General features: G+C 71.2%; 13 protein-coding genes. 9 read left to right on the top strand and 4 right to left on the bottom strand.

The window, feature by feature from the left end:
* A partial coding sequence (locus tag BKI49_RS34405; protein ID WP_179332677.1) for a cytochrome c oxidase subunit I occupies positions 1–1,054 on the top strand: 1,054 nt, incomplete at its 5' end.
* Between the two features lie 5 nt (positions 1,055–1,059).
* Positions 1,060–1,410 carry a hypothetical protein gene (locus BKI49_RS34400; RefSeq protein ID WP_095938261.1) on the top strand — a complete coding sequence of 117 codons (351 nt, stop codon included), beginning with the start codon at positions 1,060–1,062 and terminating at the stop codon, positions 1,408–1,410.
* Positions 1,411–1,651: 241 nt separating this feature from the next.
* Here BKI49_RS34400 and BKI49_RS34395 read toward each other — a convergent pair whose 3' ends face one another.
* Positions 1,652–2,632 carry a quinone oxidoreductase family protein gene (locus BKI49_RS34395; RefSeq protein WP_095938235.1) on the bottom strand — a complete coding sequence of 327 codons (981 nt, stop codon included), beginning with the start codon at positions 2,630–2,632 and terminating at the stop codon, positions 1,652–1,654.
* Between the two features lie 33 nt (positions 2,633–2,665).
* Here BKI49_RS34395 and BKI49_RS34390 point away from each other — a divergent pair, with 33 nt between their 5' ends.
* Positions 2,666–3,397, top strand: coding sequence for a TetR family transcriptional regulator (locus BKI49_RS34390; RefSeq protein ID WP_257005069.1), 732 nt, complete (start codon positions 2,666–2,668; stop codon positions 3,395–3,397).
* Positions 3,398–3,861: 464 nt separating this feature from the next.
* Here BKI49_RS34390 and BKI49_RS34385 read toward each other — a convergent pair whose 3' ends face one another.
* Positions 3,862–4,848: a polyprenyl synthetase family protein gene (locus BKI49_RS34385; protein ID WP_257005068.1), complete on the bottom strand. Its 987-nt coding sequence runs from the start codon at positions 4,846–4,848 to the stop codon at positions 3,862–3,864.
* A 321-nt stretch (positions 4,849–5,169) separates the two neighbouring features.
* Between BKI49_RS34385 and BKI49_RS34380 the strand changes: the two genes are divergently transcribed.
* Positions 5,170–6,402 (top strand): glycosyltransferase, encoded by a 1,233-nt coding sequence (locus tag BKI49_RS34380; RefSeq protein ID WP_095938233.1) that lies wholly within the window; start codon positions 5,170–5,172, stop codon positions 6,400–6,402.
* A gap of 108 nt (positions 6,403–6,510) precedes the next feature.
* Here BKI49_RS34380 and BKI49_RS34375 read toward each other — a convergent pair whose 3' ends face one another.
* A complete protein-coding gene (locus BKI49_RS34375) occupies positions 6,511–7,173 on the bottom strand; it encodes a TetR/AcrR family transcriptional regulator (RefSeq protein ID WP_095938232.1) in 663 nt (220 codons plus the stop codon).
* A 239-nt stretch (positions 7,174–7,412) separates the two neighbouring features.
* Between BKI49_RS34375 and BKI49_RS34370 the strand changes: the two genes are divergently transcribed.
* Entirely contained in the window at positions 7,413–8,678 is a 1,266-nt protein-coding gene (locus BKI49_RS34370; RefSeq protein WP_095938231.1) for a YncE family protein, read from the top strand.
* 62 nt (positions 8,679–8,740) lie between these two features.
* On the opposite strand, the gene BKI49_RS34365 is transcribed toward BKI49_RS34370, so the two are convergent.
* Entirely contained in the window at positions 8,741–10,723 is a 1,983-nt protein-coding gene (locus BKI49_RS34365) for an elongation factor G (RefSeq protein ID WP_095938230.1), read from the bottom strand.
* Positions 10,724–10,999: 276 nt separating this feature from the next.
* Between BKI49_RS34365 and BKI49_RS34360 the strand changes: the two genes are divergently transcribed.
* Genes BKI49_RS34360 through BKI49_RS34345 form a run of 4 tightly spaced genes read left to right on the top strand, consistent with a single transcriptional unit; the run spans position 11,000 to position 15,657 of the window.
* Positions 11,000–11,470, top strand: a complete 471-nt coding sequence (locus tag BKI49_RS34360) for a (2Fe-2S)-binding protein (RefSeq protein WP_095938229.1) — start codon at positions 11,000–11,002, stop codon at positions 11,468–11,470.
* Entirely contained in the window at positions 11,467–13,899 is a 2,433-nt protein-coding gene (locus BKI49_RS34355) for a xanthine dehydrogenase family protein molybdopterin-binding subunit (RefSeq protein ID WP_095938228.1), read from the top strand. Before BKI49_RS34360 ends, BKI49_RS34355 begins: the two co-directional genes overlap by 4 nt.
* Positions 13,896–14,750 (top strand): FAD binding domain-containing protein, encoded by an 855-nt coding sequence (locus BKI49_RS34350; protein ID WP_095938227.1) that lies wholly within the window; start codon positions 13,896–13,898, stop codon positions 14,748–14,750. The genes BKI49_RS34355 and BKI49_RS34350 overlap by 4 nt, the downstream gene beginning before the upstream one ends.
* 16 nt (positions 14,751–14,766) lie before the next feature.
* Positions 14,767–15,657, top strand: coding sequence for an AAA family ATPase (locus BKI49_RS34345; RefSeq protein WP_095938226.1), 891 nt, complete (start codon positions 14,767–14,769; stop codon positions 15,655–15,657).
* Position 15,658 lies beyond the last annotated feature (1 nt).

The following is a 15,658-nucleotide window of genomic DNA, read 5'->3' as shown; positions in this document are numbered from 1 at the left end:
GACCGGTGTGCTGGTGCTGCTGGCGTTCCCCGTCCTCGCGGCGGCCCTGTTCGCGCTGGAGGCGGACCGTGCGTTCGGTGCGCATGTCTTCGACGCGGCGAACGGGGGCGCGCTGCTGTGGCAGCACCTCTTCTGGTTCTTCGGCCATCCAGAGGTGTACATCATCGCGCTGCCGTTCTTCGGAATCATCTCCGAGGTCATCCCGGTGTTCTCGCGCAAGCCGATGTTCGGTTACATGGGCCTGATCGGCGCGACCATCGCGATCGCCGGTCTGTCCGTGACGGTGTGGGCCCACCACATGTACGTCACCGGCGGTGTGCTGCTCCCGTTCTTCTCCTTCATGACGTTCCTCATCGCCGTTCCGACGGGTGTGAAGTTCTTCAACTGGATCGGAACGATGTGGCAGGGATCCCTGTCCTTCGAGACACCGATGCTGTGGGCGACCGGTTTCCTCGTCACGTTCGTCTTCGGCGGTCTGACGGGCGTGATGCTCGCCTCGCCGCCGGTGGACTTCCCCCTGTCCGACTCGTATTTCGTGGTCGCCCACTTCCACTACGTGGTCTTCGGGACGGTCGTCTTCGCGATGTTCTCGGGATTCCATTTCTGGTGGCCGAAGTTCACGGGGAAGATGCTCGACGAGCGCCTCGGGAAAATCACTTTCTGGACGCTGTTCGCCGGCTTCCACGGCACGTTCCTGGTGCAGCACTGGCTGGGTGCCAATGGCATGCAGCGCCGGATCCCCGACTATCTGGCGGTGGAAGGACTCACGGCCCTGAACACGGTGTCGACCATCTCGTCCTTCCTTCTCGGACTCTCGTTCCTGCCGTTCTTCTACAACGTCTGGAAGACCGCCAGGTACGGCGAGCCGGTCGGCGTCGACGACCCGTGGGGCTACGGCCGTTCGCTGGAGTGGGCGACGTCCTGCCCGCCGCCGCGGCACAACTTCCTCACCCTGCCGCGGATCCGCTCCGAATCCCCGGCCTTCGACCTGCACCATCCCGGCACCGCGGCGGCGGACCTGTCTCTGCCGTCCGCCGGGAGGGAACTCCGGTGACCGCCATGGACGACCGGCCGCTCGACGTGTCGCCGCTGATACGCGAACTCGAAGGCCACCTGCTCGTCGAGGCCGCCCGTGCCGAGGGGCGCGCCGAGGCGGAGCGTTTCGCCCGGTCGCTGCCCTGGCTGTCGGACACCCAGCGGGCGGAGGTGCAGGAGCGCTACGCGGCGGAGCACCTGGTCCTCGCCCGGCGCTCCTGGCAGCACGTCGCGCGACGCGGCGGCGAGCTGCGGGCCGAGTACGAGGACAGGTACCGCCGGCTGCGGCGGCGCTGGTGCGCGGGTGTCCTGACCTGCACGGCCCTCGCCCTGGTGTCGCCGGCCGTACTGCTGCTCACGGGGGTGAGGGGTTAGAGCTCGCGCAGACAGGCGCAGTGGGGCGCCCCGGGAGCAGAACAGGCACAGGACGTGGTGATCATGGAGTTGCGACGCTCTGTGATCACCGAGGAGACCTGTGCCTGCACTGCCATCATGGCTCCCCGCCCCCCGCTGGGACCCCGACAAGGCACTGTCTCGAATCCGCTGACCGGGGGTGCTGTGCCTTTCACTTGGCGCTGCACCGGACCGGCACCTCGACAGCGGGTGGAATTGCCGCTCATGGGGTGAGGACGATGCGGCCGTCGGTCGCGTGGTTCTCGAGCCGTTCGTGTGCGGTCGCCGCGTCAGCCAAGGGGAGGACCTCGATCTCGGTGTCGGCCAGTCCGCCCGCGACCGCCTTCAGCGCGGCCTCGGCGGCGGGCTGAACGGCCTCGGGGTGGGCCGGCACGTAGCCGCCGGCGTTGAACCCGGCGACGGTGATGTTGCCCTGCCAGACACGGTTGCCGTCGATGCGGTGGTCCCAGTCGCCGCTGGCGTTGCCGACCAGCAGGAGACGGCCTGACGGTGCGAGCAGGTCCAGGCTCCGGGTACGGACGAGCCCACCGACGGGGTCGACGATGACGTCGAACTTCTCACCGTCGAGCACGTCGGGCAGGTGAGCGGAGTCGACGATGGTGTCGTAGGGCAGCCTGCTGGCGGCCGCCGCGCCCGTCCTCTCGGAACGGACCGTGCCGACCACCCGGGATGCGCCGAGCTGTCGGGCGATGCCGGGGAAGGCGGCGGCCAGCCCGCCCAGCGCGCCGTGGATGAGGACGCTTTCCCCTGCGGACATGCTGATGGCGCGGGTGAGCGCGATGTGGGCCATGATCGCGTTGGGGACGACGGCGACGGCAAGGGCGGGATCGATGTCGTAGTCCTGCGTCGACACGACCCGCGCCTGGTCGCTGACGTACACGGACGCGTATCCGCCTGTCGCGTCGGCGGACAGTGACACCACCTTCTCACCGACGGCGAAGCCGGTGACGCCCTCACCGAGTGCGCGCACGGTGCCGGCGACCTCGAGACCGGGAACGTACGGCGGCCGCGGCAGCCCGGGAACGTCCTTGAACAGGCCCTGCCGGATGTAGACGTCGATGAGTCCGACGGCGGCGTGGGTGACGTCGATCGCGATCTGACCAGGTCCAGGGGTCGGATCCGGCAGGTCGGTGATGGTGAGCACGCTCGGGGCGCCGAACTGGCTGGCTTGTACGGCCTTCATGGTGGTTCCCTTCCACATTTAACGCACATCGTGATGCGTTATCTCGACCGTACCACCGCGCCGCTGTTAGCGCATCTCTGCGTGCGTTACGCTTCCGGTATGCACCAGAGGGCTCGGTCGGCGGAAGACAAGACACGCCGCTCGGAAGATCTGCTGAAGGCGGCGGAAGCGCTCGCGCTCGAACTCGGGGGCGTCCGGTACGTCACGCTGGCGCCGGTCACCGAGCGGGCCGGCCTGCACCGCACCGGTGTACGGCGCTATTTCGCCAGCAAGGAGGAGCTGCTCCTCGAACTGGCCGAACGCGGTTGGGGACAGTGGCGGGACGCGATCAAGGGCGAGGTCGCCGGTCGAACCGGGCTCGGGCCCGCGCAGACCGCGGCGGTCGTCAGCGAGACCTTGGTCGCGCTGCCGGTCTTCTGCGACCTGCTGACCCACGTCGCGTTGAGCCTCGAAGGCGACGTCGACATCGAACGGGCCCGCCGGTACAAGACCAACGCCTTCGCCGCGCACGATGAGATCGCCACCGCGCTCGATCGCGCGAGCAGCATGACGCTCGAACAGATCGGCAATCTGCTGGCCGTGGCGATCACGCTGGCCTCCGGCTTCTGGCAGGTGTCCCATCCGACTCCCACCCTCGCGGCGCTGTACGAACAGGAGCCGCGATGGGGCCACGTCGCGCTCGACTTCGCCCCGCGACTCAACCGCGCGCTCAAGGCGTTCGCCATCGGATTCACCGAGACGATCACCCCGGCGGACGCGACCTAGACGGCCGGGCCACCCAGCCTTCCCAAACCCCTCCGTACGCCTGTGGCCATGGCCCCGGGCAACCCACCGCGGGCGCGAGCCCATCGTTGGAGCCCGGCGGAATGCGGTCGTCGACATGCGGGTTTTCCGTGGGACGGGTCCAGGATTCCGGCAACCCGCGCGCTTCGGCCCGGGACATCTTGTCGCACGCCGAGTCCGGAGACGTCCTGAGCCGGCCGTACAGCGAGAGGCGCGCGCTGCCGCTCGACGTGCTCGGCGGCGTCGGGCCACCGCCGCAGGCGGTGCCGGCCACCGATGACCGCGAGATCGCGGTGGTCCGGTGCGACTCCCTTCGTGCTCAAGGTCTGGAGGGAGTGGTCGCCAAGCGTGCCTCGCCGAGCTACCGATCGGGCCGCATCCGGCTCACCACGTCCGGTGCCTGCTCTACTCCCGGGGCGCCCCACCGCGCCTGTCTGCGCGAGCGCTCAGAGCGCCATCGCGGTCTCGGTGACGGCACGCGGCTGGAGACGCATGACGGACGACCGGTCCACGAGGTCGCGCAGGACGGGCACGAAGGTCTGGTCGCCGCCGAGTTCGTCCAGAATGCGGTGGGCCCGGTGGCGGAACTCGTCGATGTCCTGCGCGAAGCGACGCAGCACGGCGGGCGCGAGCAGCACGTCGGTGAGTTCCGTCCGGGCCTGCGACGATGTCCGCGCGGCGGTGTGCAACGCGAGGACGCGGGCGGTGGAATGCGGGGCGGTCCCGTCCAGCGCGCAGGCGAGCAGATAGGTCACTGTCCCGTTCAGGAGGTCCTCGTCGCGACCGGACAGGATGTCCTCCTGGTCGTTGAAGATCTGCCAGAGCACCCCGAACACGTCGCCGAATTCGCGCCACAGCTCCACCCGCGGTTTCGCGGCGCCGGCCAGCTCCGCGGCCATGGTGGTGATCATGCTGTACGGGGCGCCGGACTTCCCCAGGTACGCGGCGGCCACCGACGCACGGGTGGCGGTGGCCGCGTCTCCGTGGAGGTCTCTCAACTGGCCCTCGGTCGCGCCGATCCAGCACCGCACGACCTCCGCCGACAGGGCGCCGCGCACCTGCTCCGGGATCCGCTCCGACTGGACGACCAGCAGGGGCAGGGGCGTTCCGCCGATCACGGTGGCGAGCAGGGCGTCGCTCTCGTCGAGGTCGCCGACGGCGAAGGTTCCCTGGCCGTCGGCGAGGTCGTCGAGGCAGCAGGCCGAGGTCCACCACAGGTCATGGACGACGGCCAGCGGAAGGGCCGGTTCGAGCGCGCCGGTCTCGGCGGCGTGGACGATCAGCGGCAGCACCGACAGGGGGTACTTGAAGGTGCGGTGCCGCAGGAGCGCGGCCACGACGGCCCGGACGGACGGGGCCGACGGGCCGATCAGCCCGAGCGCGGCCTCCCGCTCCCGCTCGATCTCCGCGGCCATCTGCCGATGCACATCCACGTACGACACCGCAGTCACGCAAGCCCACCCCACCACTCTGTTCAATCGAGGACCGATTCGATCACCCGGCTCGCAGGGGAGCTAGAGCGATTTTGCGCCATGACCGAATCAATTCATCACGCGATGGGCCGACCGGACCCGGGCGGCGGGCCGCGCCGAGGCCCTCCCGTTCGGCGTGCGTCGCGCTCGGACGGCCGCGCGCCGGGGCAGGTCGGGCGGCGCGCGGTGCCGCATCGGGCGGGAAACGCCGTATCGCGGCCGGGAAGCGAGGGTCCATCGGTCTCGGACCCCGCCATACTGGCCGTCGTGCGAGTAGCGATCATGACCGCGGGGTCGCGGGGCGACGTGGCGCCCTACACCGGGCTCGGGCACGGACTGGCGCGCGCCGGACACGAGGTCACCTTGGTGACGCACGGGTGCTTCGAGTATCTGGTGGCCGGCTCGGGCGTGGGCTTCCACGCCCTGCCCGTCGATCCCCGCGCCGAACTGGAATCCACCCGCGGGCGGGGGCTGCACCGCAGCGCCACGGGGGCCGGAAAGCTGATCCGGCTCGTCGGGATGGCGCGGGCGCTGGTCGGGCGGATGGCCGACGACCTCGTCGAGGCGGCACACGCCAGCGACGTGCTCCTGCTGTCCGGTTCGCTGGGTCCGCTCGGGCACACCGTCGCCGAGGGGCTGTCGCTGCCGAGCATGGGTGTCTACCTCCAGCCGCTGGCCCCCACCGGGGACTTCGCGCCTCCCGTGACCGGGGTCCGCTCCTGGGGCCCCGCGGTGAACCGGGCCGCGGGACACGGGGTGAACATGGCCGTGGAACGGGTCTTCGCCGAGACCGTGCGCACCCTGCGGAGCCGGCTCGGCCTGCCGCGCCTCGGCCCCGGTGCCGTGCGCCGCGCCCGCGAACGGCAGAGCTGGCCCGTGCACCACGGCTTCAGCCCGCACGTGGTGCGCCGCCCGCGCGACTGGCGGGCCGGGCTCGACGTCGCCGGGTACTGGTGGCCGTACGACGGCGCCGACGCGCAACTGCCCGCCGCACTGCTGGACTTCCTGGACGCCGGTCCTCCCCCGGTCTTCGTGGGCCTCGGCAGCGCGACGGTGCCCGACCCCGGCCGGCTGAGCGCACACGTCGTCCGCGCCCTGCGAGCGGCCGGGCTGCGCGGGGTGATCCAGCGGGGCTGGGGCGAACTGCACGCCACGGGCGACGACATGTTCACGGTCGGAGAGGTCCCGCACTCACGGCTCTTCCCGCGGATGGCCGCGGTGGTGCATCACGCCGGGGCGGGCACGACGGCGGCCGGTCTGCGGGCCGGGGTCCCGGCCGTGCCCGTGCCGATCCAGTTCGACGAGGGGTTCTGGGCCACGCGGCTCGTCTCCCTCGGTGTGTCACCGGGCGCCGTGCCGCTGCGCGGTCTCAGCGCGGCACGGCTCGCGGCCGCGCTGGTGCGGGCCACCGGTGATCCGTCGTACCGGCGGCGCGCCACCGCGCTGGCCGCGCGGATCGGCGCGGAGGACGGGGTGGGGCCGGTCGCCGACGCGATCGGCCGGCTGGCGGACTGAACGCCGGGTACGGCGACGGTCCCACCTTCCTTGGACGGGCGGGTCCCTGGGGCCCGCCCCGGCAACGACGGGCCGCGCGCAGGCGGTCTCCGGCACGGAAGGGACCGCCTAGTCCTCCGTCGACGGCCAGCCCGCCGGACGCAGGATGGCGAGGAGCTGCCGGACCAGTTCCTCGACCACCTCGTCGAGCGTGGCGTCCACCCAGCCCGCGCGCCAGTCGTGGAGCAGGCCGTTGACGCTTCCGATGAAGGCGGTGGCGGCGATGCGGTAGTCCCGCGCGGCCGCCTCCCCGCGTGCCGCGGCGGTGGCGGCCTCCGCGCAGATGAAGTCCACCCAGCGGGCGCGGCGGGCCAGCCGCTGCTCCTCCAACCGCGGGCTCACACCGATGATCTCGACGAAGGTGATGCGGATGCGGCGCGGGTCGCCCGTCACGTTCGCCGCGTACGCGCGGAAGATCGCGGTGGCCCGCTCGGCGAGCGGCAGGTCCCGGGCGTCGGCCAACGCAGCCAGCGCCGCTTCCTCCGCCCAGTCGTTGACCTGGAGGTGCAGGGCCGCCAGCACGTCCTCCAGGGTGCGGAACTCCTCGTAGAACTGGCGCGTGGACAGTCCCGCCGCCTCGCTCAGCGCGGCGACGGTGGTGGACCGGAAGCCGGGGCTGTCACCGAACAGCTGAAGCGCGGCGTCCATGAAGCGGCGGCGCCGCTCGGCCTGCCGCTCCGCGGCGGTCCTGCCCCCGTAGCGGCCGGTCGGCTGTCTGAGCCTGCCCGTCATGCCCGCCTCCCCCGCCGCTGCGGCACTCACCGCTCCAGCGTCCCCGCTCTCCGGCGCACGGGTGCTCCCCTGTGCCGACGCGTTGTTCACTCTTGACGATTTTGTCGTGTACGGACCCTTGTGGAGAGAGCCGCCCCCTCCTTACTTTCCAGTAAGTCAACTCTGAACGCGGGCGTGTTCAGAATTTCCCTTGTCATGCCCAAGCCACCAGCACTCCCCACAACGACAAGGACCCACCCATGTCTGTCCTCAGACCCGGACACCTCTGTTCCCTGGCCGCCGCCCTCACCCTCACCTTCACGCTCGGCGGCACGGCGACCGCCGCCGGCACGGACTCGGCGCAGGCGTCGGCCGCCGACCTGCGCGAGGTGATGTTCGTCGGCAACAACTGGGACGGCACCGCCGACGTCATCCGCTCCACCGGCGACTTCGCGAAGATCGGCCGTGTCGACGTCATCCCGGACAAGGCCGAGCGGCTCGCGGCGATCAACGCCGACCCCATCAAGTGGATCTACTTCATGGCCATCCGCAACGGCGTCGGCGAGGGCCACGACCAGTTCGCCGACGACATGTACTCGACGCCCGACGGCAGGTCCGTGGTGGTCTCCCGCCCGAGCTTCGCCGACGTCGTCTCGATCGACCTGGCCAGCGGCCGGATCAACTGGCGCTTCCCGGTGGCCGGTTACCGCTCCGACCACATGGCCGTCTCCCCCGACGGCACACGCGTGGCGGTCTCGGCCTCGACCGCGAACACCGTGCACGTCCTCGACATCACCACCGGCAGACAGCTCGGCTCCTTCGCCACCGGGGACAAGCCGCACGAGAACATCTTCACCCGCGACGGCAAGTACATCTGGAACATGGCCATCGGGGACGTCAACACCGCTCTCGACGACCCGTGGCTGGACTGGACGAAGGGCGATCGGCGCATCACCGTCGTCGACGCGACCACCTTCCGGCAGGTCAAGGTGATCGACATGCGCGAGCGGCTCGACGCGATCGGGCTCAAGGACTACTCGGACGCGGTCCGCCCCGCCGTCTTCTCGCCCGACGAGTCCAAGCTCTACTTCCAGGTGTCGTTCTTCAACGGCTTCCTGGAGTACGACGTCGCCTCCGACCGGATCACCCGGGTGAAGACCCTCCCGAAGAACCCCGCCACCAGCACCGACCGTACGACGTGGGTGAACGACTCCCGCCACCACGGCATCTCGATGAACCCCTCCGGCACCAAGCTGTGCGTCGCGGGCACGATGGACGACTACGCCACCGTCGTCGACCGCGACACCCTCCAGGAGGGCCCGCTCGTCACCGCGTCCAAGCCGTACTGGGCGACCGTCAGCGGCGACGGCAAGGACTGTGTCGTCTCCGAGAGCGGTGCCGACCAGGTCACCGCCATCGACTTCGCCACCGGGCAGAAGAGGGTGTCGGTGGCGGTCGGCGACCACCCGCAGCGTGTGCGCCTCGGCCACGTGGAGGCGAACTGGACGGGACCGTCGGCCGGTTGACCGTTCCGCCGGCTCCGGTGCGGGGCACGGCCGGCCCCGTGACCGGCCGTGCCCCGCACACCTCATCCACCGACCCGGCGCGTCAGATTCAGCAGGTACTCCTTCCGGTCCAGCGGGTTGAGGTCGGTGCGCGGCCGGTCCGGGACCTCGCCGCGGGCGACGGGCGCGTAGTGGTCGAAGGCCGATTCCAGCTCGCCCTCGCCCCGTGTCAGCCCCGGCAGCTGCTGCTCCAGTCCGTGCACCCGGGCGGCCGGGACGACGCCCTCCAGGACGCAGGCCGTGCCGCGCACCTCCGTGCTCCGCGGGACGGCACGCCCGCTCGCCAACAGGGGCAGCACCGCCGCGAGCGTGTCCGCCGGGACCTCCAGGACGAACCGGTGCATCGGCTCGTACACCTGACTGCCGGCCCGGCGCAGCGCGTTCATCACCACCAGCGGGGTCACCCCGCGGAAGTCGGCGCCCGTGCTGGACATGCTCTTGTCGAAGCCCTGGTGGGCGTGGCTCTGCCGGGGCGAGTAGCCGCAGTGCGTCATGGTCACCGTGCAGTCGGTGACCTCCCAGCCGTGCAGTCCCTGGCCGAGCGTCTCGCGGACGGTGTCCTCGACCGCCTTGAAGAACGCGTAGGGCATGGCGCCGAGTTCGACCTCCAGGCCGAACAAGACGCCGGAACCGACCGGCGCGGCGTCGATGCGCAGTCCGACGGTCGCGAGGAACGGATTGGGGTCCTTCTTGTTGAACTCGACCGCGGTGCCCGAGCCCACGGGCCGTTCGACGCACAGCGGCGTGGTCTCGCGGAATGTGACGTCGAGACCGAACTCGTCGGCCAGCGTGGCCTGGACGACCTCTTTCTGCACCTCCCCGTAGAGCGACACGGAGACCTCCGATCGCACCTCGTCGTGCCGCACGTCGATCAGCGGGTCCTGTTCGGCCAGCTGGGAGAGGGCGAGATGCAGTGGGCCGCGGTCGACCGGGCTCGCCGGGACGACGACGGTCTCCAGCGTCGGCGGCGAGAAGTGGTGTCCGGCCGCCGTCGTGCGCGGCACACCGATGGCGTCGCCGATCCGGATGCCGCCGAGCCCCCACAGTTTGCCGATCCGGCCGGCGGCCACGGCGTCCTCACGGACGTCGGTCCCGCGGTCGAAGACGCTGATGGCGGTGACCTTCGCCTCCTCGCCGCCGCCGATGGTCAGCCGGTCGCGGGTGCGCAGCGTCCCGGAGAACATCCGCGCGTACGCGATCTTCTCCCCGGCCGCTCCGCGTTCGACCTTGAAGACGGTGCCCGAGACCGGGCCCCCGCCATCGGCTTCGGCGGCGGGCAGCAACTCCTTGATGCCGCCGATCAGTTCGCCGATGCCCGCGCCCGTCACTGCCGAGCCGAAGAACACCGGGTGGACCTCCGCCCGCCCGGTCTGCCGGACGAGATCGGCGCGCAGCCGGCCGGCCGTGACGTCGCCCTCGACATAGGCCGCGAGCAGTTCGTCGTCGTGCCGCGCCAGCAGGTCGAGCAGCGGGGTGCGCAGACGGTCGTCGTCGAAGGGGGTGAAGCGGGCAGCGCGCGTGCCCGGGGCGACGGCCTCGCCCATCGGGACGATCGCCGGTGTGAGCCGCTCGGCGATCTGCTCCAGGACGTGCGCGCACCGTGCGCCGCTCCGGTCGATCTTGTTGACGAGGATCAGCGTCGGGATGCGCAGCCGCCGCAGCGTCCTCATCAGGACACGGGTCTGCGCCTGGACGCCCTCCACCGCCGAGACGACGAGGACTGCGCCGTCGAGGACGCCGAGCACCCGCTCCACCTCGGCGATGAAGTCCGGGTGGCCGGGGGTGTCGATGAGATTGACGGTGACGTCGTCGATCGCGAAGGAGACGACGGCTGATTTGATGGTGATGCCGCGCTGCCGCTCCAGCGCGAGGGAATCGGTTCGGGTGCTGCCGTCGTCGACGCTGCCGATCTCGTCGATGACTCCGACCGAGTGCAGCAGCCGCTCGGTCAGGCTCGTCTTACCGGCGTCTACGTGCGCCAGAATTCCCAGGTTCAGCAAGTGCACCGGGTGTCATGTCCTTCGAAGTGGGAGTGGTTCCTTCCTGGGTGGACATGAACGGTGTGCGCATTGCTGCTCCTCGATCCTGTGGACGCGTCCCCAGCAGTGCAGCAGGCGGCCGTGTGCGGCGGCAACGGATTAACGCTCAACAAATGCCTGCCGCGGCACTCCCCCGACCCGGAACACGGTCCTAGAGTGACGCCCATCACGTCGGCGGCCGATGTCCGCTCGGGTGGCTGCCGCCCTGCACCCATTCCCTCGCACGGTTCCCTGGGAGGGCACATGACCCGTATCTCGGTGAAGGTGGACGGCACGACGTACGAGGACGAGGTGGAACCCCGTCTCCTGCTGATCCACTATCTGCGTGACCGGCTGGGCCTGACCGGCACCCCGATCGGCTGCGACACCTCCAACTGCGGGGCCTGCACGGTGGACCTCGACGGGGAGACGGTCAAGAGCTGCTCCGTGCTCGCGGTCCAGGCCGACTCGGGCGAGGTGACCACCGTCCAGGGCCTGGCTCGGGACGGGGAGTGGCATCCGCTGCAGAAGGCGTTCCACGAGCGGCACGCGCTCCAGTGCGGCTACTGCACCCCCGGGATGATCATGGCGGCCCGCGATCTCCTGCGCGAGAACCCGGCGCCGGACCCGCAGGAGGTGCGGGAGGCCCTGGAGGGCAACCTCTGCCGGTGCACCGGCTACCAGAACATCGTGCGCGCGGTCCTCGCCGCCTCCGGACAGGAGGCCACGACATGAGCGACCAGGTCACCGAACGCGAGGTCGGCCGGTCCCGGCCGCGCAAGGAGGACGCCCACCTCGTCACCGGCCAGACCACCTGGACCGACAACATCGACGTCCACGGGCTGCTGCACCTGGCGATCCTGCGCAGCCCGATGGCCCACGCCCGCATCCGGCGGATCGACGTCTCGCCCGCGCTCGAACAGCCCGGCGTCGTCGCCGCGTTCGGCGGCCGCGACCTCGCCGCGGGCCTCGGCTCGCTGCCCTGCGCCTGGCCCGTCACCGAGGACATGGTGCTGCCCGACCACCCGCCGATCGCGGTCGACGAGGTCCGCTACGCGGGTGACCCGGTGGCGGTCGTCGTGGCCCGGGACCGGTACGCCGCCGCCGACGCGCTGGAGGCCGTCGAGGTCGACTACGAGCAACTGCCGCCCGTCCTCGACCTGGAGGCCGCGCTCGCCGAGGACGCGCCGCTGGTCCACTCCGACAAGGGCACCAACCGCTGCTACGTGTGGCCGCTGGCCACCGGCGAGGAGTACCCGACGGTGCGGCACCGCGCCGACGTCGTCCTGCGCCGGCGCTACGTGCAGCAGCGGCTCATCCCCAACGCGATGGAACCGCGATCGGTCGTCGTCACGCCGCTCGCCGCGTCCGGCGAATACACCGTCCACTCCGCCACCCAGATCCCGCACATCCTGCGGATCATGCTGGCCACGGTCACCGGGGTCCCCGAGCACAAACTGCGCGTGATCGCCCCGGACGTGGGCGGCGGCTTCGGCTCCAAACTCCAGGTGTACGGCGAGGAGGCCCTCGCCCTCGCCGTCGCCCGTCGCCTCGGACGGCCGGTGAAGTGGACCGAGTCGCGATCCGAGGGCTATCTCGCGACCCACCACGGCCGCGGCATGATCCAGGACGTGGAGATCGCCGCCACCCGGGAGGGCAGGCTGCTCGGCCTCAAGGTCGATCTGCTCGCCGACATGGGCGCCTACCTGATGCTCGTCACCCCGGGCATCCCGATCCTCGGCGCGTTCATGTACCCCGCGATCTACAAGATGGACGCCTACGACTTCACGTGCACCGGCGTGTTCACCACCCGCACGCCGACGGACGCCTACCGCGGCGCGGGACGCCCCGAGGCGACGTACGCCATCGAACGGATCATGGACGAGCTGGCCGTGGAACTCGGCCTGGACCCGGTCGAGTTGCGGCGCCGCAACTGGATCGGCCACGAGGAGTTCCCCTACACGGCGATCGCGGGGCTGACGTACGACAGCGGCAACTACGAGGCGGCCACGGACAAGGCGCTCGCGCTCTTCGGGTACGACGAACTGCGCGCCGAGCAGCGCAAGCGCAACGAGAGCGGCGAAACGGTGCGTCTGGGCATCGGAGTGTCCACCTACACCGAGATGTGCGGGCTCGCGCCGAGCCGGGTGCTCCGCGATCTGCGGTACGCGGCCGGGGGCTGGGAGGCGGCGAGCATCCGCATGCTGCCGACCGGCAAGGTCGAGGTGGTCACCGGCACCAGCCCGCACGGGCAGGGCCACGTCACCTGCTGGAGCCAGATCGCCTCCGACGTGCTGGGGGTGCCCTTCGATGATGTCGAGGTGGTGCACGGCGACACCAAGGCGGCTCCGCAGGGCATGGACACCTACGGCTCGCGATCGCTCGTGGTGGGCGGGGCCGCCGTCCACCGCGCCGCCGAGAAGGTGGTGGAGAAGGCGCGGAAGGTGGCCGCGCACCTGCTCGAAGCGAGCGAGGACGACCTGGAGTTCACGCACGGCGTGTTCTCGGTGAAGGGATCGCCCGAGGCGCGCAGGTCCATCCAGGAGATCGCCTTCGAGACGTTCTCCTCGCACGACCTGCCCGACGGCATGGAACCCACCATCAACGCCGAGCATCTCGTCGACCCGGACAACTTCTCCTACCCGCACGGCACGCACCTGTGCGCCGTCGAGGTCGACACCGAGACCGGGCGGACCACCATCCGCTCGTACGTCAGCGTCGACGACGTCGGGCGGGTCGTCAACCCGATGATCGTCGAAGGTCAGGTGCACGGGGGGATCGCGCAGGGCATCGCTCAGGCCCTGTACGAGGAGGCCGTCTACGACGACGAGGGCAACCTCGTCTCCGGCACGATGGCCGACTACCTCGTGCCCTCCGCGGCCGACCTGCCCGCCTTCGTGACGGACCGGACGGAGACGCCCGCGACGTCGAACCCCCTGGGCGCCAAGGGAGTCGGTGAGGCGGGCACCATCGCCTCGACGCCCGCCGTCGTCAACGCGATCGTGGACGCGCTGCGTCCGCTCGGGGTGAGCGAGGTCGCGATGCCCTGCACCCCGCAGCGGGTCTGGGATGCCCTCCGCGCCGCGCGGTCCGACGGGCACTCCTCCGGCGGCCCCACCGCGTCCGCGGAGTCCGCGGAGTCCGCGAAGGAGGCGTCGGCATGATTCCCCCGGCATTCGAGTACACGAGGCCCACCAGCGTCGACGAGGCGGTGCGCACGCTCGCCGACGGGGGCGAGGACGCGAAGGTGCTGGCCGGCGGGCAGAGCCTGCTGCCCCTGCTGCGCCTGCGGCTGGCGTTCCCCGAACTCGTCGTCGACGTGGGGCGGATACCGGAACTGCGCGGGATCCGCGAGGACGAAGGCACCCTGGTCATCGGAGCGATGACCACCCATCACGACGTCGTCCGCGACCCGCGGGTGCGCCGGCACGCGGGGCTGCTCGCCGCGGCCACCGCCACCGTCGCGGACCCGGCCGTACGCCATCGCGGCACGCTCGGGGGATCCCTCGCGCACGCCGACCCGGCCGGCGACCTGCCCGCCGTGATCCTCGCGCTGGACGCGACCCTCGTCGCCGTGGGGCCGGGCGGGCGGCGGTCCATCCCGGCCCGTGAGTTCTTCGTCGACTACCTCCAGACCGCGCTGCGGCCGGACGAACTGCTGGTCCAGGTGGAGATCCCGGCCCGCGACGACTGGGGCTTCCACTACGAGAAGTTCCAGCGCGTCGCGCAGGCATGGGCGGTCGTCGGGGTGGCCGCACTCGTACGGCGCGACGACGGGCGGATCGCCGAGGCGCGGATCGGCCTCACCAACATGGGCTCGACTCCCCTGCGCGCCGAGGCCGCCGAGGAGGCGCTGACGGGCGCCACCGCGGTGGGCGCGGTGCGTCGGGCGGCCGAGACGGCGGCGGACGGCACCCGTCCCTCGTCCGACCCGTCGGCGTCGCCCGAGTACCGTGCGCACCTCGCCCGGGTGCTCACCCGGCGCGCGGTGCTCGCCGCCGCCGGGATGGGGTGAGGAGCCCATCGCCGCCATGACCACGGACGGCCCGAGCGGTCCGGACGAGGTGCGGGCCCGCCTGGAGAAGACGGGGTACCTCGTCGACGACGGGCTGGCCGTGGCCTGCTTCCTGGCCCTGCGGCTGCACCGGCCGCTGTTCTGCGAGGGCGACGCGGGCGTGGGCAAGACCGCGCTCGCGTCCGCCCTCGCCGAGGCCACCGGCGCGCCGCTGATCCGGCTCCAGTGCTACGAGGGCATCGACGCGTCCCAGGCGCTGTACGACTGGGACTTCCCGCGCCAGCTCCTGCATCTGCGGGCCGCCGAGACGGCGGGCGTCACGGACGCGGACCGGCTCGAAGCCGAGCTGTACGACCGGCGGTTCCTTCTCGCGCGGCCCCTCCTGCGGGCGCTGGAGACACAGCCGTCCGTTCTGCTCGTCGACGAAGTCGACCGCGCGGACGACGAGTTCGAGGCGTTCCTGCTGGAGCTGCTGTCCGAGTACACGGTCACCGTCCCCGAACTGGGCACGCTGCGCGCCGAGTCGCCGCCCGTCGTGGTCCTGACCTCCAACCGCACCCGCGAGGTGCACGACGCCCTGAAACGACGGTGCCTGTACCACTGGTTCGACCATCCCGGGTTCGCCCGCGAGCTCTCCATCGTGAGGAGGAGACTGCCGGAGGTCACCGACCGGCTCGCCGAGCAGGTCACCGCCCTGGTGCAGGCGCTGCGCTCCGAGGATCTCCTCAAACCGCCCGGGGTCGCGGAGACGATCGACTGGGCACGGGCCCTGCACGCACTCGGCGCGACCGAGGTGGACGCCGAACTGGCCGTCGTCACACTGGGCTCCGCCCTCAAGTACCGCGAGGACGCGGACCGGGCCCGGGGACTGGACCTCTCGGCGATCCTCGCGGCACGGGAGGGGTGAG

It is taken from the genome of Streptomyces sp. Tue6028, from assembly GCF_002300165.1.
Lineage (GTDB): Bacteria > Actinomycetota > Actinomycetes > Streptomycetales > Streptomycetaceae > Streptomyces > Streptomyces siamensis.
This window is presented reverse-complemented; position numbering and strand designations above follow the sequence as displayed.